At 56.7% G+C, this 24,707-nt stretch carries 25 protein-coding genes; 6 read left to right on the top strand and 19 right to left on the bottom strand.

All coding sequences use genetic code 11. The features are described 5' to 3' along the window. Positions 1-3 precede the first annotated feature (3 nt). From IB237_RS21760 to IB237_RS21725, 8 genes are all read right to left on the bottom strand, one after another. Entirely contained in the window at positions 4-1,701 is a 1,698-nt protein-coding gene (locus IB237_RS21760) for an SMP-30/gluconolactonase/LRE family protein (protein WP_192490820.1), read from the bottom strand. After that, a complete protein-coding gene (locus tag IB237_RS21755; protein WP_192490819.1) occupies positions 1,698-2,693 on the bottom strand; it encodes an NAD(P)-dependent oxidoreductase in 996 nt (331 codons plus the stop codon). Before IB237_RS21755 ends, IB237_RS21760 begins: the two co-directional genes overlap by 4 nt. Further along, the gene (locus tag IB237_RS21750; protein WP_192490818.1) at positions 2,690-3,772 is read right to left on the bottom strand and encodes an ABC transporter ATP-binding protein; all 1,083 of its coding nucleotides are present in this window, start codon (positions 3,770-3,772) and stop codon (positions 2,690-2,692) included. The genes IB237_RS21755 and IB237_RS21750 overlap by 4 nt, the downstream gene beginning before the upstream one ends. A gap of 2 nt (positions 3,773-3,774) precedes the next feature. Beyond that, entirely contained in the window at positions 3,775-4,605 is an 831-nt protein-coding gene (locus IB237_RS21745) for a carbohydrate ABC transporter permease (RefSeq protein WP_192490817.1), read from the bottom strand. 10 nt (positions 4,606-4,615) lie between these two features. Further along, positions 4,616-5,542, bottom strand: a complete 927-nt coding sequence (locus IB237_RS21740; protein ID WP_192490816.1) for a carbohydrate ABC transporter permease — start codon at positions 5,540-5,542, stop codon at positions 4,616-4,618. Positions 5,543-5,617: 75 nt separating this feature from the next. After that, positions 5,618-6,889, bottom strand: a complete 1,272-nt coding sequence (locus IB237_RS21735) for a sugar ABC transporter substrate-binding protein (RefSeq protein ID WP_192490815.1) — start codon at positions 6,887-6,889, stop codon at positions 5,618-5,620. A gap of 22 nt (positions 6,890-6,911) precedes the next feature. After that, positions 6,912-8,078: a mandelate racemase/muconate lactonizing enzyme family protein gene (locus IB237_RS21730; protein WP_192490814.1), complete on the bottom strand. Its 1,167-nt coding sequence runs from the start codon at positions 8,076-8,078 to the stop codon at positions 6,912-6,914. After that, positions 8,075-8,983, bottom strand: coding sequence for a dihydrodipicolinate synthase family protein (locus IB237_RS21725; RefSeq protein WP_192490813.1), 909 nt, complete (start codon positions 8,981-8,983; stop codon positions 8,075-8,077). The genes IB237_RS21730 and IB237_RS21725 overlap by 4 nt, the downstream gene beginning before the upstream one ends. Before the next feature lie 117 nt (positions 8,984-9,100). Here IB237_RS21725 and IB237_RS21720 point away from each other — a divergent pair, with 117 nt between their 5' ends. The 3 genes from IB237_RS21720 to IB237_RS21710 all read left to right on the top strand — a co-directional run bounded on the left by IB237_RS21720 (position 9,101) and on the right by IB237_RS21710 (position 11,289). Then, positions 9,101-10,012 (top strand): 2-dehydro-3-deoxygalactonokinase, encoded by a 912-nt coding sequence (locus IB237_RS21720; RefSeq protein WP_246788176.1) that lies wholly within the window; start codon positions 9,101-9,103, stop codon positions 10,010-10,012. A 26-nt stretch (positions 10,013-10,038) separates the two neighbouring features. Continuing rightward, positions 10,039-10,665 (top strand): GDSL-type esterase/lipase family protein, encoded by a 627-nt coding sequence (locus tag IB237_RS21715; protein ID WP_192490812.1) that lies wholly within the window; start codon positions 10,039-10,041, stop codon positions 10,663-10,665. Between the two features lie 159 nt (positions 10,666-10,824). Beyond that, on the top strand, positions 10,825-11,289 hold the full coding sequence (locus tag IB237_RS21710; protein ID WP_192490811.1) for a heme-degrading domain-containing protein: 465 nt from the start codon (positions 10,825-10,827) through the stop codon (positions 11,287-11,289). Between the two features lie 42 nt (positions 11,290-11,331). Here the strand turns inward: IB237_RS21710 and IB237_RS21705 are convergent, their stop codons facing one another. Genes IB237_RS21705 through IB237_RS21685 form a run of 5 tightly spaced genes read right to left on the bottom strand, consistent with a single transcriptional unit; the run spans position 11,332 to position 16,423 of the window. Continuing rightward, on the bottom strand, positions 11,332-12,264 hold the full coding sequence (locus IB237_RS21705; RefSeq protein ID WP_192490810.1) for a phosphatidate cytidylyltransferase: 933 nt from the start codon (positions 12,262-12,264) through the stop codon (positions 11,332-11,334). Then, positions 12,261-12,914 (bottom strand): lysophospholipid acyltransferase family protein, encoded by a 654-nt coding sequence (locus IB237_RS21700; protein ID WP_192490809.1) that lies wholly within the window; start codon positions 12,912-12,914, stop codon positions 12,261-12,263. The genes IB237_RS21705 and IB237_RS21700 overlap by 4 nt, the downstream gene beginning before the upstream one ends. Continuing rightward, entirely contained in the window at positions 12,911-13,348 is a 438-nt protein-coding gene (locus tag IB237_RS21695) for a hypothetical protein (RefSeq protein ID WP_192490808.1), read from the bottom strand. The genes IB237_RS21700 and IB237_RS21695 overlap by 4 nt, the downstream gene beginning before the upstream one ends. Beyond that, positions 13,345-14,679 (bottom strand): phosphatase PAP2/dual specificity phosphatase family protein, encoded by a 1,335-nt coding sequence (locus tag IB237_RS21690; protein WP_192490807.1) that lies wholly within the window; start codon positions 14,677-14,679, stop codon positions 13,345-13,347. The genes IB237_RS21695 and IB237_RS21690 overlap by 4 nt, the downstream gene beginning before the upstream one ends. A gap of 7 nt (positions 14,680-14,686) precedes the next feature. Then, a complete protein-coding gene (locus IB237_RS21685) occupies positions 14,687-16,423 on the bottom strand; it encodes a bifunctional alpha/beta hydrolase/class I SAM-dependent methyltransferase (RefSeq protein WP_192490806.1) in 1,737 nt (578 codons plus the stop codon). 118 nt (positions 16,424-16,541) lie between these two features. Between IB237_RS21685 and IB237_RS21680 the strand changes: the two genes are divergently transcribed. Next, entirely contained in the window at positions 16,542-17,153 is a 612-nt protein-coding gene (locus IB237_RS21680; RefSeq protein ID WP_192490805.1) for a CDP-alcohol phosphatidyltransferase family protein, read from the top strand. Positions 17,154-17,284: 131 nt separating this feature from the next. Here the strand turns inward: IB237_RS21680 and IB237_RS21675 are convergent, their stop codons facing one another. The 4 genes from IB237_RS21675 to IB237_RS21660 all read right to left on the bottom strand — a co-directional run bounded on the left by IB237_RS21675 (position 17,285) and on the right by IB237_RS21660 (position 21,538). Further along, entirely contained in the window at positions 17,285-18,046 is a 762-nt protein-coding gene (locus IB237_RS21675) for a siderophore-interacting protein (RefSeq protein ID WP_210324055.1), read from the bottom strand. 325 nt (positions 18,047-18,371) lie between these two features. Continuing rightward, positions 18,372-19,889, bottom strand: a complete 1,518-nt coding sequence (locus tag IB237_RS21670) for a DegQ family serine endoprotease (RefSeq protein ID WP_192490928.1) — start codon at positions 19,887-19,889, stop codon at positions 18,372-18,374. A gap of 117 nt (positions 19,890-20,006) precedes the next feature. Then, positions 20,007-20,339 carry a hypothetical protein gene (locus IB237_RS21665; protein WP_192490804.1) on the bottom strand — a complete coding sequence of 111 codons (333 nt, stop codon included), beginning with the start codon at positions 20,337-20,339 and terminating at the stop codon, positions 20,007-20,009. 245 nt (positions 20,340-20,584) lie between these two features. After that, complete coding sequence (locus IB237_RS21660; protein ID WP_192490803.1) at positions 20,585-21,538, bottom strand: aldo/keto reductase; 954 nt, start codon at positions 21,536-21,538, stop codon at positions 20,585-20,587. A 372-nt stretch (positions 21,539-21,910) separates the two neighbouring features. On the opposite strand from IB237_RS21660, the gene rpsU reads away from it, so the two are divergent. Beyond that, positions 21,911-22,141: a 30S ribosomal protein S21 gene (rpsU, locus tag IB237_RS21655; protein WP_192490802.1), complete on the top strand. Its 231-nt coding sequence runs from the start codon at positions 21,911-21,913 to the stop codon at positions 22,139-22,141. Between the two features lie 292 nt (positions 22,142-22,433). Beyond that, positions 22,434-23,099, top strand: coding sequence for a DUF2161 domain-containing phosphodiesterase (locus tag IB237_RS21650; RefSeq protein WP_192490801.1), 666 nt, complete (start codon positions 22,434-22,436; stop codon positions 23,097-23,099). Positions 23,100-23,167: 68 nt separating this feature from the next. Here IB237_RS21650 and IB237_RS21645 read toward each other — a convergent pair whose 3' ends face one another. Both IB237_RS21645 and IB237_RS21640 read right to left on the bottom strand, forming a co-directional pair. Then, positions 23,168-23,479, bottom strand: coding sequence for a hypothetical protein (locus IB237_RS21645; protein ID WP_192490800.1), 312 nt, complete (start codon positions 23,477-23,479; stop codon positions 23,168-23,170). A gap of 161 nt (positions 23,480-23,640) precedes the next feature. Then, entirely contained in the window at positions 23,641-24,651 is a 1,011-nt protein-coding gene (locus tag IB237_RS21640) for an NADP-dependent oxidoreductase (protein ID WP_192490799.1), read from the bottom strand. Positions 24,652-24,707 lie beyond the last annotated feature (56 nt).

Raw genomic sequence — 24,707 nt, 5'->3', positions numbered from 1 at the left:
CATTTATCCTTCGGACACTGAACCTTCGAATAGCGGTATGCGCGCGCCGGCAACGCCGGGGCGGCAGGAGAACAGGCCACCCGACAGTGGTGCATCTGCCAGTGCCGACGCTGGCAAACGTGTGCGGGCGCTGGTGATGAAAAGTGTCGAGAAGTCTGGACCGCCAAAGGCGATACTGGTTGGCCTTGGCACCGGCAGATCGATCACCTGGTCCAGCTTGCCATTGGGTAGATAGCGATGCACGCACCAGCCATCCCAGATTGCGCACCAGACACCGCCTTCAGCATCGACCGCGAGCCCGTCCGGTCGACCATCGGCGACCGGAATGCGCGCAAATTCGCGTCGTCCCGACAGAGTGCCGGTCACTGGATCGCAATGATATGCGTGGATGAGCCCCGGCACGGTATCGACAAAATAGAAGGTGCGAGCATCCGGGCTCCAGCCAAGGCCATTGGATACGATAATACCGCCCTCCTTGCGTTCGGAGGCACCAGAGGCATTGATGCGGTACAGCGCGCCTGTTGGTTTGGAGGCGTCGATCCGCATTGAGCCAACCCAGACAGCACCGTCGGGTCCACATTTGGCATCGTTCAGGCGGTTATCGGCAATGCCCGCTTCCGGGCTGACGAAAGGTGTCAAGCGACCGGAGGCAAAATCCAGCCATTCAATGCCATCTTGCGAGGCAACCAGCAGACGGCCTTGCGAAACTGGAATGACAGCACTGACCAACTTTCCGGTCTCTGCAGTGTCGTTGCGACCGGTTGCCGGGTCAAAGCGATGGACCGCTGGGTGCAGAATATCCACCCAGTAGAGGGCCCTTTCGTCTTCGTGCCAGACCGGGCTTTCACCAAGTTGTGCGCCCCAAGGCAGAACGCAACTGAGGTCCGCCATGTGGCGCCCGACAGCTGTGCGAGGACGCGGACGTGAACTGATGGCGACGGCACCCGCGGCACCGGTAATGCGCCGGGCTGCTGCAATCAGTTCACGGCCAGCTGGATGGATGTTGGATGCATCGAGACGTGAGGATGGGCCAAGCGCCACCAGTACGCCGATCGGCGTATTGTCGCGCCCCATCACAGGAGCAGCCACCGAATTTACGCTGCGTAAATGCTCTTCATATGAAATAGAATAACCGCGAGCCCGCGTCAGTGTCAGGTCGGCCTGCAGCGCGTCCAGTGTGGTAATGGTTTGTGGCGTTTGCGCGTCCAACGTCAGACGCTCGATGAGTGACCGGCCGACTGCAGGGTCCTGAAAGGCGAGAAGCGCCTTGCCCGGTGCCGTGCAATGCAGCGGAACACGCCGGCCCACTTCAACCCGTACGGAGAGGCCGTTGGGTGAACGTTCGACCAGATATTGCGCCATCACACCGTCGAGACGACACAGTGCAACGGTTTCGCCAAGCTCTGCCGCCAGCCGCTCCAGTTCGGGTGTTGCAGCTGAGACGAGATCGAAACTCTCCCACACTTTATGCGACATTTCGAGAAAACGCTGACCCAGCACGTACGTGCTGCGCGCCTCGTCTTGGCGCACCAGCCCATAGGCAATCAGCGTGCGCAGAATGCGGGCAAAGGTTGGCTTTGGCAGGCCAGAGGCCCGCAGCAATTCGGCAAAACGCAATGGTTCCGGCGCATCGGCGACCATGTCGAGCAAGGTCAACCCTTTGGCGAGCGCGGCTGTCCCGCCCGGCGTTTCAGGCTTCATGGCCTCTTCCCCCAAGGCTCGTTCTCCCCGGCGAGACGCTGCCGCCTTGCGGCGATTGCCTCGTCCAGCATTCGCTTGATCGTCCATTCCGCCCTAAACCCCAGCCTGTTCCTGATACGCGCGTTTGACGTGTGGTAATAAACGCCTGCGCCGGGAAAATCGACTGGTACGATTGGAAGGCCGGTTAAAGTTGCCATTTCGGTGATAAGTTTGGCAAAATCTTCCGGTTCGTCTGATCCGAGATTAAAGATCTGACCTGCCGCGTCGGGATGATCGAGCGCCAGGAGAATACCCGCCACCATGTCGCGGGTTTCGGTTATGTGCATGCGGAACGCACGCCCGTTTTCATTGCGTGCAAGAACATGTGCGGGCTCGCCGATGTCTCTGGAGCGCAGAAGATCGGCTATAGCAAGGTTTCCAAAGTTCTCTTGCTGGCGGATACGTGGTCTCAGGAAAAAACGCGGGCCGGAAAAGAAGCTGTCTTCATCCAGCAATTCGCTGGCGTCCTGCGTGTGCGAAAATCGCAGGATCACAGTTTCCATTGTGCCAGTGCGCTGGTGGAACTGTACCAGTTCTTCCCCAAGCAGCTTGGTCAGACCGTAAGGAGAGTTCGGACGCAGCGGATGCTCCTCGGTGACCGGTAGAAACTCTGGCCGGTTTTCAGGATAGACTTCGCCTGAGGACGCAAAGACAAAACGACGCACACCTGCGGCCGCAGCCGCATCCAGAAGCCGCCGTGTTCCCTCGACATTGGCTGCAAACATGCGGTCGCGGTCAGCGGCTGCCCAGGACATGAAAGCTCCGAGATGCAGGATATCCGTTACGCCTTCAACTGCCTGCGCCAGAATGGCAGCATCTTCAAGCGAACCAACGACATCGCCATCCGCCCCTGAAGGCCTGACGTCAAAACCGCGGACTGGCCGGCCTTTTGCTCTCAATACAGCAGTGACAGCGCGGCCAACCCGCCCTGCGGAGCCGGTCACCAGGATCATAACCGTTCACCGGTCTTGGCATCGAACAAATATAGCTGGGCAGGATCAAAGCCGAGCCTTATGTCTTCGTCACGTGGCAGATTTCCGGTATGGGAAACGCGGGCAATCAAGCCTTTCGATTTTCCTTCTTCACCGTCTGCGATGCGTGCGCCTTCAACGTTGAAGTACACATATTTTTCCGATCCAAGGCTTTCAATCAATGTGGGGCGGACAGAGAAGGTCACCGGCGCATCACCAAGCATGAGGTGTTCCGGTCTCAGGCCAACCACGACCGCGCCCTGATGGCTGGTGGCGCGTGGCAAGGCCACCTGCTGGCCAAACACCGTTACCTTGCCATCGCGCAATTCCGCATTGAGAAAGTTCATGCCCGGCGAACCGATGAAGCCTGCCACAAACAGATTGGCGGGGTTATTGAACAGCTCGTCGGGTGCGGCGATCTGCTGGATGACACCGCCTTGCATGATGACAACACGATCAGCCATAGTCATGGCTTCGACCTGATCGTGGGTGACGTAAACGGTGGTCACGCCGATGCGTTTGTGCAAGGCACCGATTTCGGCGCGCATGTGGACACGCAGCTTGGCATCAAGATTGGACAAAGGCTCATCCATAAGAAAGGCCTGCGGTTGACGCACGATTGCACGGCCAAGTGCGACGCGCTGGCGCTGGCCGCCGGAGAGTTCCTTTGGTTTGCGGTCGAGATAGGGTGTTACCTCAAGAATACGCGCTGCATCATCAACACGTCGATCGATTTCTGTTTTATCAGTGCCGCGCATCTTCAGGCCGAAACCGATATTCTGGCGCACGGTCAGATGCGGATAAAGCGCGTAATTCTGAAACACCATGGCGATGTCGCGATCACCGGGCGCAAGATCCGTCACCTCGCGGTCACCAATGAAAATCTCGCCTTCGGAGGCAGGCTCGAGACCCGCCAGGATTTTCAGCATCGTTGATTTGCCGCAGCCGGATGGTCCGACCAGCACCACGAACTCGCCGTCTTCGATCTCTAGAGAGAAGGGCCGCAAGACGTTGAGCGCACCATAGGACTTGCTGACATTGCGAATGGAAATATTGGCCATGCTTATTTCTCCGCGCCAGCGGTAAGACCGCCGACCAAATAACGTTCAAGAAAGAGGTAGATTGCGATGATTGGCAGCGCGATGAACACCGATGCGGCGGAAATGTCGTTCCAGTAGGTGACATATTCGCCTTGCATCGTGGTGATGCCGAGATTGGCCGTCCAATTGTCGGGTGAGTTGACGAGGAAGGTGCGTGCATAGGCATAATCCGCCCAGCTGAGCACGAAGGCATAAAGCGCGGTTGCGGCGAGGCCCGGTGTTGCGATGGGCAGAACCACACGGATCATGGCGCCAATGGGCGAACATCCGTCAACCATGGCAGCCTGTTCAAGCTCCTTCGGAATGGTGTCGAAATACCCCTTCAGCATCCATGTGGCGAAGGGAATGATCATCGTCGAATGCGCCAGCACAAGCGTCCAAAGACTGCCGATCAGGCCAAAGCTAGAGAAGATCGAAAACAGCGGAATGACCAAGAGTGTGGCTGGCAACATTTTGGCGGTGAGGACGAACATCCCCATGGTCGCACCACCCCGCATGGAATAGCGTGACAATGCGTAACCGGCGCTGACAGAAACCAGCATCGACAGCGCCACCGAGCCGACGGCGGCAAGCATCGAGTTCCAGAGCCACATTAGAATGGGTTTTGCGGCCCAGACGCGGGCAAAGATGTCCCACTGCGGATCGTCAGGCCAGAAGGTTGGCGGCAGGCGGTAAAGTTCATCGGTCGTCGACAGCGCCGTTACCAGCAACCAATAAACCGGAAACAGGATCATGATCAGTGTGAACGCGACCGTGGCGTAAAGCGCGAGACTCTGTGCGAATGTACGTCTCATCAAAGCCTCCTCAGTAGATGGATTTCGAACGCCGGCCCAACATCAGCAGGCTGGCAATAATGCAGATGACCAGTGTCAGTACGCCGACGGCGGCGGCACGGCCGAAGTTGTGGTACTGGAAAGCCTGATCGTAGGTCATGATCGAAAGGGTCTGGGTGGAGCGCAGCGGCCCGCCACCGGTCAGGACCTTGATGATCGAGAAATCACGGAAAACCCACAGCAGTGTCAGCACCAGCGTGACGCCGAGAACCGGCATCAGAAGCGGCATGGTGATCCAGCGGAAACGCTGCCAGACACCGGCACCATCGACCTTTGCGGCGGCATAATAATCCGCAGGGATCGACTGAAGGCCGGCAAGGCACATGATCGATACGAAAGGGAACCCTTTCCAGACCATGGTGATGGCCACCGCCCAGAAAGCTGCCGTCGAACTACTGACCCACGGGATCATCTGGTCGGTGAAACCGAGCTGTATCGCCAGCCAGCCGAACAGGCCGAAAGAGGTATCAAACATCCAGGCAAAGATCACTACAGCGATGATTTCCGGTACTGCCCAAGGCAGTGCCATGCCGAGGCGGGCGGCGGTACGACCTTTAAAACGGTTGTTTACGAGAAGTGCTGTGCTGAGACCGACGCCAACACTGCCGGCTGTCACCACGATCACCAGTTTCAGCGTAACCCAGCAGGCCAGCCAAAATTCTGGTGAGGAAAATAGCCACACATAGTTGCTGATCGAGAATGGACGGCTGGCGCCACCCAACCTTGGTATCTTGACTTGCTGGAACGACAGGTCGATCGCCAGGACAAGCGGCCAGACGATGATGGCGGCGACCATCAAAACCGCCGGGGCGATTAAGATGTAGCCGAGAAGATGTTGCCGGCTGGGGCGCGCAAGGTCAAAGAACTTGCGTCGCTCCGGCTGAACGGTGTCGGTCATGGATGTTTCTCCTGCCGGATGCTGTGTGATATGTGCATGGCCCGCGATGTGGGCGGACCATGGTCCCTAAACGGGTTAGCCCTTGATGCTTTCCGCCTTGGCCTGCATGGTCTTTGCTACTTCCGCAGGGTCGAGGTCCTGAATGATCATCCGTTGGGTCTCTTCCATCACCATCTTGCTGAACTCGTTGTAATAGAGCTCAAGCCCGATCGGTACGCGGTCGATACCCTTCTCGGATGCGGCCTTCATCGTTTCCAAAAGAATCGGGAAATGCGGAATGGTCTTTTCAACGCCAGACACATCAGCCTTAGGGCTTGGCGGCGTGTTGCCCCCCAACGTTGCATAGGTGCGCTGGAATTCAGGTGTCATCGTTAGCTTAATGAAATCCCACACCAATTGTTTCTGGTCATCGGGAATATCTGACGGCATGGCCAGCACGTTGGATGAGCCGCCAAGCGGTGGTGTCAGCGGTGGTGCGGCATAAACGATGTCGCTCTTGGCCGAACCCTTTTCGGTGGTGCCGTAAAGCCATGGTCCATCCAGACGCATGGCCATTTTGCCATCGGCAAAAAGCTTGCGCACATCGCTGGCACTCATATCCACCGGGCTGATGCCGCTTTTCATCACGGTTTTCCATCGTGTCAGGCCCTCGACCATCTCAGGCGTATCAATCGTGATATTGCCATCCTTGTCGGTCCAGTAGGCACCTGCATCGATGATATAGTTCAGCATCTCGGTGAGATATTGGCCCGGACCACCCTTGGTTTCATGACCCGTCCCGAACTGGTCGATGATACCGTCACCATTGAGATCCTTGGTGGTTGCCTTGGCAGCAGCGAAAAACTCGTCGTAGGTCTTTGGCACCGCGATGCCGGCCTCATCGAGAATCTTCTTGTTGTACGCCATGACGAAACCGAAGTAGTTGGTCATGATGCAGACAGTTTCACCGTTCCACTCGCAGGTCTTCTGACCGGCCCAGCCGGTCATGTCGATGCCGTCTTTTTCAAGCCAGGGTTCGAGCGGTTCCAGCCAGCCGCTATCGGCAAACATCTGGAATTCGAAGGATGCAAGATGGACAATCTGCGGTGGCTGGTTGGCCGCAAACAGCGTCGTCATCGTATCGGCATAGGAGCTGCGCTCGGCCTTGGTGAATTCGATCTTCACGCCGGGGTGTTGTTTTTCAAACTCTGCAATGGCCGAGTGCCACCACTCGCCGGTGCCGGCATCATCGGTTTGCCAGGAAATGAATTTGAGCACCGTGTCGGCCATGGCAGGCGCAAGGCTACCAATGGTCACCAAAGCTGTGGTCGCGGCGCCGAGCGCCAATCTTTTCATTGTCTTGTTCATGGTTTCCTCCCAAAGAACCAATTCAGATACGTTCAAGCATACTGATCGCCGCCTCCGACGGCTTTACCCCGAGCCCTGGCCCGGAGGGCAGGTAATAACGACCTTCGCGGCAATCCATGTCACCTGAAAGGAGGCGACGGTTCGGCTCGAAAATCGAATGCTGGAATTCGTGGCCTTTAAGCGTCTTCAATGTTGAAGACGCCTGCAGACTTGCCGCCAGAAAGATACCGGCGCCGACGGTCGCGTGCGGGATCACATCAATGCCGTGTTCGGTCGCAAGGCCGCCGATACGAACAAAGTTTGTGATGCCCTTGTGGCCCATTTCCGGCTGCACGATGGCGATGCGGCAGCGCTCGATGCGGGCGCGCATGTCCCAATGGGTACGCCACTCCTCCCCGACAGCTATCGGGATGTCGGTGCCTTTGGACACTTTTTCCAGACCGGCAATGTCTTCGGTCCAGACCGGAGCTTCGGCGAACCATGGATCAAACGGCGCCATGTCTGCGATCAGCTCCAGCGCCCGCTCCGGCGTTTGGTTCCAATGCATGTCGGCGGCGATTTTTGCGTGCGGTCCCAGAACCTTGCGCAGGTTTTCCATTTCTGCGGCCGGGCCATCATCCGCCACCGGCGTCGCAAATTTGAAGGCATCAAAACCGCGATCTTGCCAGTATTTTGCCAGTTCGCCGCGTGCCTGCAGCGTCTTTTCCGGCAAGCCGGAAACATAGGCCGGAAAATCGTCTACGCCACCGCCAAGCATATCACGCACGGATTTACCCGCTTCCTGACCGGCTATATCCCATAGCGCAATATCGAGGCCCGCCAATGCATCAACATAAAAGCCACCCGTGTAACCACGCACCCGCATCATGTCGTAAAGATCGTCATAGATTGCGGACGGATCAGAGGCGTCGCGGCCGATGACAAAACCGGCCAGCAGATCATTGATCAGTGCGGCCACCGCGCCGGGTGCAACAATGCCATAGGTTTCGCCCCAGCCAACGATGCCGCTTTTGGTCGTCATGCGGACGAGCACGCTGCGATCGAAGGTCGGGTAGACCGTGCGGTTTCCCTTTCGCACGATATAACCATTGGGATTGACGACCTCACCTTCCCGTAAAGCGCCGAGATAAGGCACTTTACGGGGTTGGGTGAGGGTAAAAACCTCAACTGATGCGACCGGGCTGTTCATGCGGCCTCCGCGGAGAGAAGACCGAGCTCAACAAGATTGCCATCGATGTCGGCAATTGCTGCCGCATCGAGATCAGGGGTAGGTGCACGCACGCCAACGCCGTCGATGACGCCGCGACGGGCCAGCACATGTTTGGTCAATCGCATACGATAAACCGCCTGCAAGACCAGTAGCGGCAGGGTGCGGACATATATCGCGCGCGCTTCGTCGCGTTTGCCGGCAACCAGCGCACGATCAATCGCCACATGTTCTCCGGCAATTTCAAGAGCGGGCATGGCAGCGGTTGCGCCGCGGGCATATTCATCCAAAATGTAACGTGCACCGCCGCCGCCGATCACGCCCTTCAGGCTGGCAGGGGCATTCGCGATGATGTGGCTGATTGCCGGGCCGGCAGGCAGTGTCTCTTCCTTGACGTAGGCGACACGCGGCAACGCACGAATAATCTCAACAATAGCCTGGGGTGACAGGTCTGAACCGCGTGGTGCAGGCGCATTCTGCAGAATGATTTCGATCTCTGGCAGCGCGTCCAGCACATGGCCAAGAAATTCGATCAATGCTGGGGCATCGGTGCCTACCGATTTCGGCGGCTGTACCATCAAATGGCGGATACCGTGGCGGGCGGCCACGCGTCCGTGCTCTACCACTTCGCGCCAATCAGCAGCGCTGGCGCCAGCCACTACAGGGATCCGCCCTGCGGCTTCCTTAACAACCACGGCTAGAAGCTCAGCACGTTCGTCAGCGCTGAGGTTCTCTACCTCGCTGGCAAAGCCGGGAAAAACCAGGCCGTCCACACCCTGTTCGAGTGCAAATTGCACTAGTCGTGACATGCCTGCCTTATCAACCTCGCCGCTCTTCAAAAACGGTGTTGGCAGAACGGGCAGTATGCCCCTCAGACCAGTCGCCATTTTTTCACCTCCCAATGAAGTCTCACATATTGATACTTTGAATTCACTAATTGACACTACATGCGCAAAACTCTTATGACAAGCCCTCAGATGAAAATGAGCGAGGAGGCTCACGACATGGCAGAACAAACCGCATCGATCATCGTCGATTGGGGAACCACATCACTGAGAGCTGCGCTGGTGGACGAAAATGGTGCAGAACTAGACCAGTTGGAAACCGCACAGGGCATCTCGTCTCTTCAGAAGGGTGAACATGAAGCTGCATTGATGGGGGCTCTGGCGCCCTGGTTCTCGACCCATGGTGCGATCCCGGTGGCTGCGCTCGGTATGGTCACCAGCCGCAACGGCTGGGTGGAAATTCCCTACGTGCCCTGCCCGGCAGGACCTGCAGACCTGGCCGCCGGCAGCACAAGACGACAGTTGCCGAATGGGTCGGACCTGGTTTTCCTGCCAGGATTGACTGACCCGGCCCGCCGTCCATTTCCCGATGTGATGCGCGGGGAAGAGACGCAAATCGTTGGGCATGGGCTAGGTGCTGATGCAACCATCATCATTCCGGGCACTCACAGCAAATGGGCAAGCGTCAAGGCAGGTAAGATTGCCGGTTTTCAAACCTTTGTAACTGGTGAGGTCTTCGCGCTGTTGATCAACCATTCCTTCATTGCCCGAGGTGCCACCCAGCCGCCCATTGATGATCCGGCCGCTTTTGACCAAGGCCTTGAGGAGGCGAAAAACTCGCGCGCCATGCTCTCACTGCTATTTTCGTCGCGAACGGGCGGATTGGCCGGCAAACTGTCACCTGATCAGTTGCGATCCTACGTTCATGGCATGGTCATTGGTCAGGAATTCCGGCAGGCCTGCGATGCGGGCTGGTATTCGCCGGGCGACAAGGCGACCATTGTCGGCAATGACGGATTGAACGACCTCTATCTGGCCGCAGCCAGAAAATTCGATCTGGAAATTGACCTCGGCGCAGATGACGTTCTTGTTCGCGGGGCGTTGAGTGTTCTCAAACATTCACTTTCGTAGACCTGCAACAGTCCGGGAGACACCCAATGTATGAATTTCCGGCCAGTATTGGCACAGGCCGTCACGAAAACGATATCATCACAACGCTGGCTCGGCTGGAACGCGTCGGCCTGCCTGATGATCCGATTGCCTTTTACGGTTCGTCCTCGTTTCGGATCTGGAGTTCGATCACCGAAGACCTCGGCTCACTGGATGTCGTCAATCTGGGGTTCGGTGGTGGAACATATCTTTCCGGCATCCATTACATGGACCAGCTTCTGACGCCTCTGAAGCCACGCCGGATCGCCCTGTATTTTGGCGAAAATGACATCGCCAGCGATGGCCTGACAGCCCAGACAACTCTTGGCCATTTAAAGACATTGCGAGAGGCTATTTTAAAGACTTTGCCGGAGGCCAAGGTTTTTGTTTTTGCCATCAAACACAGTCCGGCCCGCTGGATTTATCGCGATGAGTTTGAGCTGTTCAACCAGCTGGCCCGTGATTGGTGTGAAACGGATGGCAATGCCAGCTGGCTAGATCCAAGCGTCGGCCTAATTGGCGAAAACAGGTTGCCGATGTTTCGCTACTACCTTCCCGATCTCGTTCACATGAATGCTGCCGGTTACGCCGTTTGGTCGACATTTCTCAGGGAAACGTCGGGTCTGCTGGGCTGACACGAACAGGCGCTGCCCACCGCAAGCGGTCGGCAGGTGGGTAACTGCAAGTATGCCGCGAGGCATGCTTGCTTTGCCCTTAAACTCGCGCCACTATTCGTGCCAGCAGCCACCGCGCGTGTGCCATGCATGACCGAAAATCTGACTGAAGGTAATTTAATGAGCTTGCTTGCGCCAACGCTTTCAGAACTTCTTGATGAACAGGAAAAACTGCAGCTTCCACATTTTGACTACGACGTTGCCTGGCAACTTGGCGCAAAAATTCGCGAGCGCGCAGTCGCTGCCAGCTTGCCCATCGCAATCGAGGTTCGGCATGGCAACGACGTGGTGTTTGCATGTCTTCTGCCGGGCGCAACCATCGATAATTTCAATTGGGCACGCCGTAAGTGTGCGGTTGTCCACCGGTTTCAAAAAAGCTCTCTCTACATGCGGATATTGGCTGAAGAGAAGGGCTACAACCTCAATGAACGGTTCGCATTGCCGGTTCTGGACTTCGCACCTTCTGGCGGCGCGGTTCCGCTTTTTCTAAAAGGCGGCCTGTTCGTCGGGTCTGTCGCGGTAAGCGGCCTGCCGGATGTGGAGGATCATAGGCTGGCGACGGAATGTATCGCTGAGCTTTTATAGGCTGCACAATTTGCCGCGCAAATAGGCTGCTGGACTTGAAACTCAAGTCCAGGCGTAGCGGACAATGTGGAAGAATACTGGCGCTGCAAACACCAGGCTGTCTGCCCGGTCCAGCATGCCGCCGTGGCCTTCGATCATATGGCCCCAGTCCTTGACTCCGCGATCCCGCTTGATGGCGGAGGCAACAAGGCCACCGAAAAAGCCCATGACGCAGGAAAGTGCGGCGAGGAATCCGGCTTCCAGTGGTGAAAACGGGGTGAGCCAGAACAGCCCTGCCCCCATTAGAGATGCGCTGGCGATGCCGCCAATCAGCCCTTCCCAGGTTTTGGATGGCGAGATGCTCGGCGCCACCTTGTGACGACCAAACAGTTTGCCAAAGATATATTGCAACACATCACTGCCTTGCACAGTGGCAATCAGAAAGGCGATGAGCAGCAGCCCACGCCCTTCATTGCCGGGAATGGGTAGCGTGACCAGCGCCGGGACATGGCTGAGGCAATAGACCGACAGCATCACACCCCATTGCTGTTCGCTGACCCGCTCGAGAAAACGGGACGTGTCGCCGCGCATCGCCGTAATCGCTGGCATGGCAAGGAAGCAGTAGACCGGAATGAAGATCGAATAGAGCCCGTACCAGTCGATCCAGATCAGATAATATTGCGTAGGCACAATGATCAGGAACATGCCAAGCAATGTCCAACGGTCGGCGTGGCGCGTCTTGGTCAGCGTTACATATTCCCGCAGCGATGCGAAAGAAACGAAAGCAAAAAGCAAAAGCACCCCGCGTGTCCCAAACAGAAACGCGAAGCTGATGCCGGCGACCATGATCCACCACGCCTTGATACGTGCATTGAGATTGTCCAGTGTCGATGGCAGCGGTTTGGGGCTGCGCCAGGACAACACACCGGCAATGACGCTCGCTGTGACGAGCACCCCGATCAGACCGAGAAAAAGGCGAGTGGTGTCGTCGCTCATCCGTTATTTCCATCTTTTCGCGGGGCAAGCGATAGAAGTGCCTGCCGGGCGCGCTCGATAAATTCTTTGCGGTCTTCGCCCTCTTTGAGCGTCACCGGCGCACCAAAAACCGTGCGGCAGAGCAGCGGGACGGGAAGGAGAGCCCCCTTGGGTAAAACGCGGGACATGTTTTCAATCCAACAGGGAACCAGTTCGACACCCGGGCGGGCGACAGTGAGATTGTAAAGGCCGGACCGAAACCGCAGCAAGGGTTCCTCTGTCATATTGCGCGTGCCCTCGGGGAAAATAATCAGTGATTCACCGGCGTCGAGCGCATCCAGCATGACCTGCATCGGGTCAGCCGTTCGTTCTACCCAGTTGCGCTCGACAAGCACCGTCCGCAGCAGGCGGCGGGAAATGAAACGGCGCACATGTCCTGCGCTCCAATAATCGGCACCGGCCACCGCCGCTGTCCGGCTACGCTCGGATGGCGTCAGGCACGTTGCGACGAGAATGAAATCGCCATGGCTTGCGTGATTGGCAAAATAGATGCGCTGACCACCATTCGGTGCCGATCCGGCCCAGATAGGCCGCACCCCGGTTACCGCCCGCGCAAGCACAGCGAGCACCGAGCCGGAGACGATCTGAAGGAGAGAAGCACCGCCGCTCATGTCGCAACACCATCGACCGCATCAAGCAGAAGAATGCCATAGAGCAAAATCGCAATGGCAAGGGTCGACCATTGTAGCAGAATGAGGCGACGGCATCCGGTAAACCGTTGCAATAGCGGTGCTGGAACTGCGGGTTTCGCCCGAAGTCTCATACGGGCCAAAAAGTCATCAATTGCGGCGAGTGCTTCCTCTTCACTCTCATGAGATGCGGCCAGATGAAAGAGACGAGCGTCGAACAGCAGATGGACGGCCAGCGCGATCGACGCAAGGCAGAAAACCAACAGCAGCCACCATCCAAGGGCTGCGGTAAAACCATGTGCCCCTGCCGTGGCCGGTGCGACGGCGACCAGCAAAAGTGCGATCAGACCACTGCTGGTGCCATTACGCCGCAACCGCCGGGCCATGCGCGTCGTGGCCGTTTTCCAGTCACTCATCTTGCCGCCTCATCGATTGCCGCATAGGTCGCCTGTTTCAAATGAACCGGCCGACCAAGCGTCATCAGGTGGTCTGCCGCCGTTTTGGCATTTGTCGCGCGGCCTGACCGTACGAGCCAACACGCGACGACGGCAGCACTGCGCTGAAAACCGAGCGCGCAGCAGACGAGCACGGGTCCGTTCCGGCGAGTGTCATCAACGGCCAGCGCTCCGGCACGGATGCTTTCTGGCGTCAGGGCCAGCAGGTCGAGTGATGGAATGGAATGCCAGTTGAGGCCGGGGATACGACGGGCTGGAAATTCTGCGGTCATATCGACAACAGATGAATAGGCGGCGAGCTCTTTTCGATCAGGAGCACGTCCGAGAAACACTCTATCCGCCACCTCGACCGCAGCCGGTAGCTTGCGTGTCCACCACCAGCGGTTCATCTTTGCTCCGATGCGGTAGGGCCAGAGTAGCCAACGGCTCGCAAGGCTTGTTACTCCGTTGCCATCCTTTTGAAAGACCTGTGATCCCGCACCGGCGTAACCGATGGCCACCAGTGCCAGCGCAACACTCGGCCACAACCACAACAGGCCTGCGCCGGAACTGCGCAGCGAAAGGACTGCGATCAGGAGAAACAATACGGCACCCATCGTATAGGCCAATGCCAGTCGTCTCGCCCTTCGATCACCGGTTAAATGGAAGGCGGCGATTGGCGACGTTTTTTGCGCCGGAAACAGCCAGAGGGCAAACAAACCGAGCAGTGCTCCTGTCGGAATGTCGATAAGATGATGTTGCCAAGTGGTCAGCACCGATATGCCGATCAGCATGCACCAGACATTCCAGATGCCGAGAACTGGTCCCGTCAGACGGGTACGCCAATGATCCCAGATGATCACCAGAAGGGCAATATGTAGCGAGGGTGCCTGATTGAACGGTTTGTCGAAGCCACCCAGAACATCGAACATGAAACCCGGAAAGCCATTAGTTTCAGGCCGGACAAAAATTGCCTGTAGCGGGAATAACAGGAAGCAGACAACTGCTATGATCTGTGCGGTGAGATAACGACGCGCCAAGCGGCCGACTTCGTCCGTTGTGTCGTTGACAAACAGAGAAAGTGCATAAAAAGCGTTGATCGACCAATAGGGTACGATTGACCAGGCAATGAAGGGAATGTGTTTTTCCCAGGCAAATGCCAGGTTCGGCACGTCTGCACGCAGCGATGCCTGCCAGTTCGCAAGGCCGTAGGTGAGATAAAAGAACGGAGCGAGGAAAGCGAGCCACAGGGCTGCCCGTCGCAGAACCGCGCTGCGTGTTCCCTCGGGAACCGATGTAACCCCCTCCTCCATGCCGCCCTCAGATACGTTCGGCCAGCGACACGGTGAAAATGCCCCACTTGTCGATGCGCTGCTCAATCTTGCGGAAACCGGCGGCCGCGACAAGCTGATCCATTTCCTGCTGCGTACGGCGACGCATTATCCACGCTTCGCCACCACGATGAGAGGTCAGCGCCCGCGCAATCATCTCAAGCTGCGGGTGCCAGGGCTGGCCGGTATAAAGCAGCAGCGATCCCGGCTTCAGCGCCTGCGAAAGGCCGCGAAGCGAGGCTTCGATGGCATCATTGTCAGGGAACAACTCGTAGAGGCCGGACACTACGGCAAGTGTCGGCTTCGGTTCAATCGCGGCCAATCCCGCAGTATCGAAGGCATCGGCGCGGTGGAACGAGGCGATATCACTCAGACCACGCTCGGTGATCAGTGCGCCACCCTTTTCGACATTGATCGGTGAGTAGTCCTGCAGGCGGATACTGTCCGGTCGCACATCTGACGCTGCCACCGCATCCAAAATGTAACGTCCGTGACCGGCCGCGATGTCGAGCACGCGCACAGGCTTGCCCTCTGCCTTGAGCCGTGCGAATGCCTTGCCGATCAGCTCCTGCAGATGCACCTTGCGCTGCCGGATACCACGCCAGCCGATGGCATCGAGAAACTGGCGATCGATCAACCGGCCGCCGGGGCCAAGGCCACGTGCATCGTCTTCATAGATGTAATCAAGTGTCGAGCCTGAATCGAAACCGGTGCGCACGCCGGTCTTGATGCCATTTGAAAACAGGCTGCCAAACCGGATCGAGGCGCGTGTCAAAGCCCAGTAGAGGCCACGCGGTGTCGTCAATGCCAGCGGCGTTGCCAATCGGTCGGCTTCATCACGGCTGTAACCAGAGAGATGTGCTTTGCGAAGATCTGCAACAACAGGTGCTTCATTGAAACGTGCCGTGATGAACGCATTGATCTTTTCCAATGCCTTGACCCGGTGCAACTCGCCGAGCGTGTCGTGATAAAAGCCTGGCAGCACATGGCGTTCCTTGATGGTGCCGCCAAGATTTTCAAAAAAACGATGTTGAGGCGCATGCCGCACGACGAAATCATTGCCGGAAATGAGCAGCTGTGTCGGTACGGTAATGGCGCGAGCGTCAGAGACTACCCTGTCGGCCGCTTCGTAAAGCTCCAGAAGAATGTTGGAAGCGATGGGGCGGGTAATCTGCGGATCGCTTTCGAATGATGCAATACGCTCAGGATCATGCGTCAGGAAACGTGCCTTGACGTAGGAATTGACGAAGAAGGTGCCTTTCAGCTTTTGCCAAAGTGCAATGCCTTCCTTTGCAAAGGGAACATAGAGTTTGACGTCGAATGCCGGGGACGCCAGCACCAGTGCGCGGATATTGGGCGCGTAATCATGTACCCAAGTCGCTGCGAGCACCGCACCAACACTCTGCGCGACAACTGCAATCTGATCGATAGCAAAGCCGCCGGTTTCGCAGATATGACGGACGAAACAATCGAGATCGCGTACCGAATGGGCGAAGGATGGCGAGTGACCGCGTTCACCGGGAGAATTTCCGTGACCGCGCGCGTCCCAGGCATAAAAGGCGAAGTCATCAAGACCAAGCTCTTCGGCAAGATGGGCTACTCTGCCGCCATGTTCGTGGCCGCGATGGAGAAGCACGATTGCGCCCTTGGCAGCGCCGGAGCGTGCCGGCCAGTAACGGTAGAAAAGCTCCACGCCGTCATGGCTCGCAAACTCTGATTTGATCATGCCGTGTCACTCCCACTTGACTGAACTGGACTCTATAAGGATGATTTCCGAAATTTCCAGTTGATTTCATCAACTTGCGCCTGCATGTGTGGATGCACTCAATCGGATTCGGGCTTTCATGTCGATCTACAAACTGAAATCTTCGTTTCAGACCATCCTTCGCCCGCTTGTCGGGCGGCTGGCGGCATCAGGAGTAACAGCCAATCAGGTGACCGTGGGTGCGGCAGTTGTTTCCGTTGCAATTGGTGCATTGTTGCTGGTGCAGCCGCTGCCGGGACTGTTTGCACTGGTGCCACTGTGGATGTTTCTGCGCATGGCTTTTAATGCCGTCGACGGCATGCTGGCGCGTGAGCATGGGCAGCAGTCTGCCCTCGGTGGCTACCTCAACGAAATGACAGATGTGGTGTCGGACGCAGCACTGTACATTCCCTTTGCATTGGTCGCACCCTTCTCGCTCCCATGGATTGCGACCATTGTTTTCCTCTCGGTGCTGACGGAATTTGCCGGTGTGCTGGGTGTCGCCCATGGCAAGGGACGAAACTACGAAGGGCCGATGGGAAAAAGCGACCGTGCCCTGTTGTTCGGGGCAATTGGTCTGCTGGTGGCAATGTTCGATACGCTTCCGGACTGGACGTGGCATCTCCAGCCTATGGCCTGTGTGCTGTTGATCTGGACGGTGGTCAACCGGGTGCGGACTGGCCTGCCAGATGGGGATACATCAGATATTTGAGATCGTGGGTGCCGCGAAAACGGCACGCCTGCGCCTTTCCTTAAGCGCGATCAACCACCCGTCAGTCAACAGCGCGGGCTGAGTGACTGACGGCTTTTCGTGACCAGCAAATTCTGTTGCATCACGGGGTGTCACTCGAATTTTTCATGAGCGTCCGCCATGCCTTTGACCCAGTAGCCGGAGGCCTTGGTCCACGTTAGGGCATGTCCGCGCTGTTCAACGAGATAGCGACGCACGTCACGCGTCACTGACGCTTCGGCAGCAACCCACACAAAGGTTTGCCGCGCGATCTCAACCTGTTCAAGCGCCTGAAGCAGCAGGGCCGCCTTGGCGGCATCGCTGAGTGGCCGGTAAACCCAATGGATATCGAGCTTTGCCTTTGAGGTGAAATCTTGCTTTTCGTCAGGTCCGGTAATTGCAATGACCGCAGAAATCCGTTGGCCCGGCAGGGCTTCTTCTATGCGGCGGCCAATTGCCGGAAGCGCCGTTTCGTCGCCAACCAGCAACCAGTTGATGATGTCTGGCGAGACGACCGCAGAGCCCTTGGGGCCGCCAATGGACAAGACGTCACCGATCTTGGCATTCAGTGCCCATTGGGTCGCCGGGCCTGCTTCATGAATGGCAAAATCAATGACGACAGTGCGTGACGACGTATCGTAACGCCTCGGCGTGTAGTCGCGGCGTTCGGTGTCACCGCTTAATGTCGGAATGAAGATTTTGATGTGGTCGTCGGCTCCGAGGCTGACGAAGTCCGAAGCGTCATCGCCCTTCAGCGTGATGCGCAGCATCGCCGGAGTGACATTGTCCTTGGCGATGACGGTGAGATCACGTCGCTTCAGTTCGTGACGAATACGTTCAATTTTCGGAGAAGAAGTAAATACGTCGGTTGTCAAAATGTATCCCTTTCAGAGGCCGACGGATCGATCTGCAGGACACAGCCGCGCAGATCAGAACCGGGAAGCCCGTTTGATCATGCGCGTTGAGTTACGTTAACGCTTACGTGCCAAGGAACATTGGCAGTATTCTGTCTAATTATGGCGGCGAGATGTAATTTGCAAGAGACCGGGTGTCTCCAAATTTGCCTTCTGCCGGCTCTTGATGGACTGGTCGCTACTCTCATACAAATAGGCATCCTTCGAATTTTTCACCGGAAATATAGCCATGGAGAAACCGGCCTTGCACCCGAAGAGTACAAGGCCGGTCTGATTGAGCTTATGATCAGCCGACTGCGAACGGAACGGTCACAAAGCTCTGGTCGCTACCGCGCTGGATGAGCAACAGAACGGCCTTTCTGCCTGTCCTGCCAGCATTTGCCACGGCCATCTTGGCTTCCTGGGCTGTCTTGACCGCATGCTGGTTGACCGAGAGGATCAGGTCGCCTGCCTGCAGGCCAGCTTCCGCTGCCGGCTTGTCAGGTGCGACGCTTGCAACGACGGCACCAGTTTCATGTTCCGGCAGGTTAAGGGCCTGACGGACCTGGTCATTAACATCCGCAAGGCCAATGCCAATGGTGGGAAGCTTTTGTGCTGCAGGGCCACCCTTGTCCTGATCTGTCGAAGCCTGTTGTTGGTCCTGGCTGTTCTGGCCGATCGTCAATTGCAGGTTCTTGCTGGCACCCTGCCGCCATACCGTCAGGTTTTCCTTCGAGCCTGGGGTCATGTCTGCAACCATACGCGATAGGTCGCGTGGGGAAGAAATGGCCTGACCACCAAGGGCTGTGATCACGTCACCGACCTGGACGCCAGCCTTCGCAGCCGGGGTGTCATCGTTGACGCTGGCCACCAGCGCGCCTTCAGACTTTTCGAGCCCAATTGCATTGGCAATATCGGCAGAGACCGGTTGGATCTGTACGCCGATAAAGCCGTGCTCAATAGAGCCGTCCTTCATCAGCTTTGCCACGACCCGCTGGGCCTGATCGGAAGGGATGGCGAAACCGACGCCGACACTACCGCCGTTCGGTGAATAGATCGCCGTGTTGACGCCGACGACACTGCCGTCGCTATTCACAAGAGGACCACCAGAGTTACCGTGGTTGATTGGTGCATCGATCTGGATGAAGTCGTCATAAGGGCCAGAATGCAGGTCACGACCGCGTGCCGAGACGATACCCGCAGTGACCGTCGTGCCGATGCCGAACGGATTACCGATCGCTAAGATCTGATCCCCAAGCTTCAATTTGTCGGAATCACCCCATGACACGGTGGCGAGTGGCGTCTTAGCCTCGATCTTCAGGACCGCAAGGTCCGACTTTGGATCAGCCCCGATCAACTTTGCTGGCAGTTCCGTACCATCATCGAGAGTGACCTTGATGTCGATGGCATTGTCGATCACGTGGTTATTGGTGACGATGTAGCCATCCGATGAGATGACAAAGCCTGAGCCCAGAGCCTGAGAACGCTGCGACTGACGCTGCTGTGGCATTGGCATGCCGCGCTGCCCGAAGAACTGCTTGAATTGATCGTTGAAGGGCGAGTTTTCACCAAAAGGTGAGGTTTCGTCCGAAGCGACGGATTCGGTCTTCATCGTTGTGGTGACGGTAACGACGGCAGGCTTGTCTGCAGAAACGATGGAGGCAAAAGAGCCTGCCGGTGCAACGATACCGCTGACTGCCGGGGCGGAGGACGGTGCTGCGAAAGCAGTATTGTTGCCGAGGATGACCGGTGTTGCCAATGGCACCGCGATAATGGCGGCCCCGAGCAGGGCGAGGACGCGATTTCTGTGAAGGATATGCGACATGATCATTCTCACTCTCTTTTAACACCGGGACAGGCAATGGATTCCGTCGCCAGGGCGGCGGGCGCTGGCGGGTTCGGGTCGTGTCGCGGTACGGTTTCAACTGAAGGTCTTGGGCGCCTAATCGCAAACGCGGGCCCGGTACATGTCGCCCCAGGCGTCCTGTCGCCAAGCAACATGGCAGGCGGGATAATGTGAGGCATATATTGGCGCACCATAGGGGCCGGGAGGAGGTCCATATGGCACTGCTGCGTAGGCTGGTGGGCCATAACCCGACGCGTGATGGCCGTTGGCAAGCAACGCCCCACCAATCACAGCGCCCGCGATACCCGCAACGAGACCGCGGCCAAAATTATTGCGTGCTTCGGCCTGGGAGGCGGTGGCGAACGCTGAACCAGCAATCGTCAAGGCGACCAGTCCGGTGGTGACGAATGTGTGTAAACTAGTCGTCATGGTCCTGATCCTTTTCGAATGGTCGACGCCTTGTTTCGCGACCATGGGATAGACATTAGACGAGTGCGGATTACCGTTGGATATCCGTTGGATTAAAGGTTGGTAAGTTTCGTCTGAAATTACAGTCTGCTTGAAATGACTTATGTGATCAGGCGGGTACCGGTTTTAAAGGTTGTTGGGTTCAGGCGCCTTGTTTTGCTGATTACGGTCACCGTCCCGGGTTTGCTCCAGCCGAGATTAAAAGATCAGTTCTTGGCGGATGACGAGAACTGCGTCCACACCGTCTCAGGTATCGTATCGGACAATCCGGCAATCGCCGCGCGAATACGGGATGGGCGTGCGCTTCCCAAAATCGCAGACGTCACAAGCTCGTCTCTCAACGGAAACTGCGTCGCAGCGGACGCAATGTCCACGCCTGCTGTTGTGGCAACCTCGCGCGCGCGATTTGCGATGAAATCGATCTCGTCCATATTCCCAGTGGGTCTAACGAGAGTGCCAGAGTTGAAGAGGCTGCCGACGATCAGTGGTGTGGCAGATTGTCTGCACATTCCCAGAACGCGCGTGCCGACTGTGCGATCAAGGAGTGTATAGCGGCCGTTGATCAACAGACAGTCGAGCTTCACTCTCTGCATGATATCAATGCATGCCCCAACATCACTGACACCCAACCCAAATGCCGCGATGTCACCGCTGGATCGCAACTCCTCCATGGCCCTAATGCCGCTGTCGAGAAATTTTGGGAAATGCCTGCGGTATTCGAGCAAACCCAGCGTTTGCGGATCGAGGTCGTCGACAAGCAGCAGATCGATCTTGGCGAGGCCGAGCCGGGCCAGACTGAACTCGTAGGACCGCATGATGCCGTCATAACTATAGTCGAACGTGATCTCGAAGGGCATAGAGCCTGTCGCAGCAGACTTGGCGGGTTTTAGAAGTTTGCCGACCTTGGTGGACAGCACATAGTCATCGGGGCGGATGTCGCGAAGGAAGTCACCGACAATACGCTCTGATATGCCAACGCCGTAACCGGGAGCGGTATCAAAATAGCGGATCCCCGCCTCCCAGGCGGCTGTCAGCGCTTCCGTGGCCTCCGCTCGATTGACACTTCTATACATGCCGCCGATAGCGGCACAGCCATAACCCAGTTCACTGAGTTCCAGGGATGTGTTACCAAGTCGGCGTTTGCGGATGATATAGGGCATTCAATCAATCAGGTGGGTAGACGTAAGTTGATAGGATTTGGACATGTTATCAGCAGATTCGTCAACGAACTTCGACGTGATCATGTTGCGTGTATTTCGGGTTCTTCAGTTACGACCGATAGCGATTCCATTGATTGGACTGTTTCACACGTAATTTTCAGGTTTGGGGACCTTACTGGTGACGTGATTCCGTCAGGGTGACGGGTCGGATTCCATTTTTTACCGGTCAACCATGACAATAACTGCAAAAACTGCAAAATTCGTCCGATTCTTTGAAAAAAATGCCAAAAGAAAGCTGTTATCGATCTTGGAATCGCCGCGAAAATGAGTATGGTGGCGCACGATTTTCGATTTTTAGCTCAAGAGGGGCAAATGCAAGTATTAGTGCGCGACAATAATGTCGATCAGGCGCTTCGAGTTCTCAAGAAGAAACTGCAGCGTGAAGGCATTTTCCGCGAAATGCGTCTGCGTGAAGCTTTTGAAAAGCCATCTATCAAGAAGGCTCGTGAAAAGGCTGAAGCTGTAAGCCGTCAGCGTAAGCTCGCTCGCAAGCAGCTGCAGCGCGAAGGCCTTCTGCCTTCGAAGCCAAAGAAGACCAGATAATTACTGCGACACGTCGTGGTATCGATTGGATTGACGGGCTGTGAAAACAGCCCGTCTTTTCGTCGTGGCCTTCGATATGTGATCTTTCGATTAATATCAGTTGTTCCGGCACGCTGAGTGACGGGAGCTGTTTTCTAAAGACGGTATTTCTGTCTGCAAAATTCGCCAGATATTCTAACTGCATCCATTCGTTCGGATCGCTGGGTGGATATTGGTTGCCTGCTTCTGTGGTGACGCAAGCGAGCAATCACTGTAGCTTGTGATGCGATTCTCCACATCTAACAGCAGTCCTATGGAAACCTCCCTTTATCTGCCAGTAAAAGACTTTCTCGAACAGGCAGGCTACGCCGTGAAAGGCGAAATTGGTGGCTGCGATCTCGTTGGCCTCAGCGATAGTGATCCGACCATCGTCGTGGTTTGTGAGCTGAAACTTTCCTTCAATCTTGAACTTATCTTACAGGCCGTTGACCGCGCCGCGGTTTCTGACGAGGTGTGGATTGCGGCTCGGATTTCAGCCAAAGGCAGAGGGCGCGAAGCGGACAAACGTTACAGAGATCTTTGCCGCAGGCTTGGGATTGGCATGCTAGGTGTTTCCGATGCGGGCGATGTCAGCGTTATCGTCGGCTCGGTTACCCCGATGCCGCGCACCAATCCGAAAAGACGCTCCCGGTTGATGCGCGAACACCGCAACAGGCGGGGTGATCCTGCACTCGGCGGCAGCACACGCCAACCTGTCATGACAGCCTATCGCCAGCAGGCACTCGGTTGCGCGGCCGCTCTGGCTGCAGGACCGTTGCGTGTTCGTGATGTCACGACATCTGTGCCGGACGCAGGAAAGATATTGCTTTCAAATGTTTATGGCTGGTTTGAGCGGCTGGAACGAGGGATTTACGGTCTGACAGGTGCTGGCCGCGAAGCGCTCATACGCTGGCCGCAGAAAATCCCCGACAAGCAATAGAACGCCTCGCTGTGCTGAATACGACGAGATAGGCACCGCACGGGTCAGCGGAATTTTGTGTGGGGTGGTTAGATTCCCGACCCGTCAACCTCCAGCTCTTGTGTGTCTTTTCCTTTCCACGGAGAGGGCAAGCTCATGCGGTCTGGGTCGGCCGACGGGATCGGCATCCAACACTTCAACTCGGGTTCGGCATATTCGATGATGCGGCCGGGAGCGGAATCAGAAGAGCGCCAGGCTTCGCCTCCGAACTGATCGCCATTTGACCAATAGGCGAGATCAACTGCACCTGGCCCCTGTTCCGTGGGGCGGATGGTAACGAGAATGCGACTGCCGTCTCTCGGAGCGTTTCGCATATGTCGCCAGCGGTCTGGTTCTTCCATGTGTTACCTCCTGTTTTATAAGGTCGAAGTTTCACCTCGCGATCGAAAACGGTCAATGCAAATTTTCTGACTTGCTCAGCGTATACTGCGGCGGAACGCTGCTTCGGTTGGGGTGTTCAACCGATCGCAAGCGTGCCAGAATTAAACAACGCTACGCCGCTTTAGGCGACCTTGATGATCAGCTTTCCAAAATTGCCACCGGTCAGCATTGCGGTGAAGGCGTCTGGTGCATTTTCGAGACCGTCAACAATATCTTCGCGATACCGTATCTCGCCTGCGGCAACGCGCGGACCGACCTCAGCAAGAAATTCGTCAAAATGATCTGCTGCAAATTCGGTCTGAATGAAACCACGCACGAGCAGGCTTTGCCGCAGAATTGCAGACATGGTCGCCGGCAACCGGTCATTATCGGATGTTGAAGCGCCATTATAATGGGCGACAAGTCCGCACACCGGAACTCGTCCAAACTTGTTGAGCCGTGGCAGGACGGCATCCCAGACATGTCCGCCGACATTTTCGAAATAGACATCGATACCGTCGGGTGTCGCCGCCTCCAATCGAGAGACAAGGTCATCGGAGCGGTGATCAATGACCGCGTCGAAGTGAAGCTCATCCTTCACATAGGTGCATTTTTCTGAACCACCGGCGATGCCAATCGCCCTTGCACCCCAGAGTTTTGCGAGCTGTCCAACCATTGAGCCGACAGGGCCGGACGCCGCGGCGACTGCAACGGTCTCGCCCGCTTTCGGCTGGCCGATAAATTTCAGGCCGCTCCATGCAGTGAAACCCGGCATGCCAAGTGCACCGACCGCGGTCGTCAGCGGTGCACCATGTGTCTCGACCCTTCGTAGAGCATTGCCAGCCACGACCGCGTGGGTTCGCCAGCCGGTTCGACCTCGCACAATATCGCCCGGCGCGAAATTGCTGCTTCGTGATTTCAGGACCTCACAAATGGTTTCGCCTTCCATGATGCCATCAATGGGGACCGGCGCAGCATAGGATTTCGCATCACTCATGCGGCCCCTCATGTAGGGGTCAAGCGACAGAAACAGCACCCGTACTGTAACCTCACCTTCCTCTGCCTGCGGTAAGTCGACTTCCTCAAGCCGGAAATTTTGTGGTTTCGGCGTACCCACTGGTCGGCTGGCAAGAACGATCTGCTGAGATTTCATGAGGTGTTCCTCCGGAGAAATGTCCTGCTGAAAGCGGCAACAATATATCGGTGTGC

This window comes from Agrobacterium sp. AGB01 (genome assembly GCF_014851585.1).
Taxonomy (GTDB): domain Bacteria; phylum Pseudomonadota; class Alphaproteobacteria; order Rhizobiales; family Rhizobiaceae; genus Agrobacterium.
The sequence above is the reverse complement of the archived record's forward strand: the minus strand, read 5'-3'. Positions and strand labels throughout refer to the sequence as shown.

Excerpts from the sequence above, each read along its gene's own strand:
- IB237_RS21760 (WP_192490820.1), bottom strand. The coding sequence starts at position 1,701 with ATGAAGCCTGAAACGCCGGGCGGGACAGCCGCGCTCGCCAAAGGGTTG.
- IB237_RS21755 (WP_192490819.1), bottom strand. The coding sequence starts at position 2,693 with ATGATCCTGGTGACCGGCTCCGCAGGGCGGGTTGGCCGCGCTGTCACT.
- IB237_RS21750 (WP_192490818.1), bottom strand. The coding sequence starts at position 3,772 with ATGGCCAATATTTCCATTCGCAATGTCAGCAAGTCCTATGGTGCGCTC.
- IB237_RS21745 (WP_192490817.1), bottom strand. The coding sequence starts at position 4,605 with ATGAGACGTACATTCGCACAGAGTCTCGCGCTTTACGCCACGGTCGCG.
- IB237_RS21740 (WP_192490816.1), bottom strand. The coding sequence starts at position 5,542 with ATGACCGACACCGTTCAGCCGGAGCGACGCAAGTTCTTTGACCTTGCG.
- IB237_RS21735 (WP_192490815.1), bottom strand. The coding sequence starts at position 6,889 with ATGAACAAGACAATGAAAAGATTGGCGCTCGGCGCCGCGACCACAGCT.
- IB237_RS21730 (WP_192490814.1), bottom strand. The coding sequence starts at position 8,078 with ATGAACAGCCCGGTCGCATCAGTTGAGGTTTTTACCCTCACCCAACCC.
- IB237_RS21725 (WP_192490813.1), bottom strand. The coding sequence starts at position 8,983 with ATGGCGACTGGTCTGAGGGGCATACTGCCCGTTCTGCCAACACCGTTT.
- IB237_RS21720 (WP_246788176.1), top strand. The coding sequence starts at position 9,101 with ATGGCAGAACAAACCGCATCGATCATCGTCGATTGGGGAACCACATCA.
- IB237_RS21715 (WP_192490812.1), top strand. The coding sequence starts at position 10,039 with ATGTATGAATTTCCGGCCAGTATTGGCACAGGCCGTCACGAAAACGAT.
- IB237_RS21710 (WP_192490811.1), top strand. The coding sequence starts at position 10,825 with ATGAGCTTGCTTGCGCCAACGCTTTCAGAACTTCTTGATGAACAGGAA.
- IB237_RS21705 (WP_192490810.1), bottom strand. The coding sequence starts at position 12,264 with ATGAGCGACGACACCACTCGCCTTTTTCTCGGTCTGATCGGGGTGCTC.
- IB237_RS21700 (WP_192490809.1), bottom strand. The coding sequence starts at position 12,914 with ATGAGCGGCGGTGCTTCTCTCCTTCAGATCGTCTCCGGCTCGGTGCTC.
- IB237_RS21695 (WP_192490808.1), bottom strand. The coding sequence starts at position 13,348 with ATGAGTGACTGGAAAACGGCCACGACGCGCATGGCCCGGCGGTTGCGG.
- IB237_RS21690 (WP_192490807.1), bottom strand. The coding sequence starts at position 14,679 with ATGGAGGAGGGGGTTACATCGGTTCCCGAGGGAACACGCAGCGCGGTT.
- IB237_RS21685 (WP_192490806.1), bottom strand. The coding sequence starts at position 16,423 with ATGATCAAATCAGAGTTTGCGAGCCATGACGGCGTGGAGCTTTTCTAC.
- IB237_RS21680 (WP_192490805.1), top strand. The coding sequence starts at position 16,542 with ATGTCGATCTACAAACTGAAATCTTCGTTTCAGACCATCCTTCGCCCG.
- IB237_RS21670 (WP_192490928.1), bottom strand. The coding sequence starts at position 19,889 with ATGTCGCATATCCTTCACAGAAATCGCGTCCTCGCCCTGCTCGGGGCC.
- IB237_RS21665 (WP_192490804.1), bottom strand. The coding sequence starts at position 20,339 with ATGACGACTAGTTTACACACATTCGTCACCACCGGACTGGTCGCCTTG.
- IB237_RS21660 (WP_192490803.1), bottom strand. The coding sequence starts at position 21,538 with ATGCCCTATATCATCCGCAAACGCCGACTTGGTAACACATCCCTGGAA.
- rpsU (WP_192490802.1), top strand. The coding sequence starts at position 21,911 with ATGCAAGTATTAGTGCGCGACAATAATGTCGATCAGGCGCTTCGAGTT.
- IB237_RS21650 (WP_192490801.1), top strand. The coding sequence starts at position 22,434 with ATGGAAACCTCCCTTTATCTGCCAGTAAAAGACTTTCTCGAACAGGCA.
- IB237_RS21645 (WP_192490800.1), bottom strand. The coding sequence starts at position 23,479 with ATGGAAGAACCAGACCGCTGGCGACATATGCGAAACGCTCCGAGAGAC.
- IB237_RS21640 (WP_192490799.1), bottom strand. The coding sequence starts at position 24,651 with ATGAAATCTCAGCAGATCGTTCTTGCCAGCCGACCAGTGGGTACGCCG.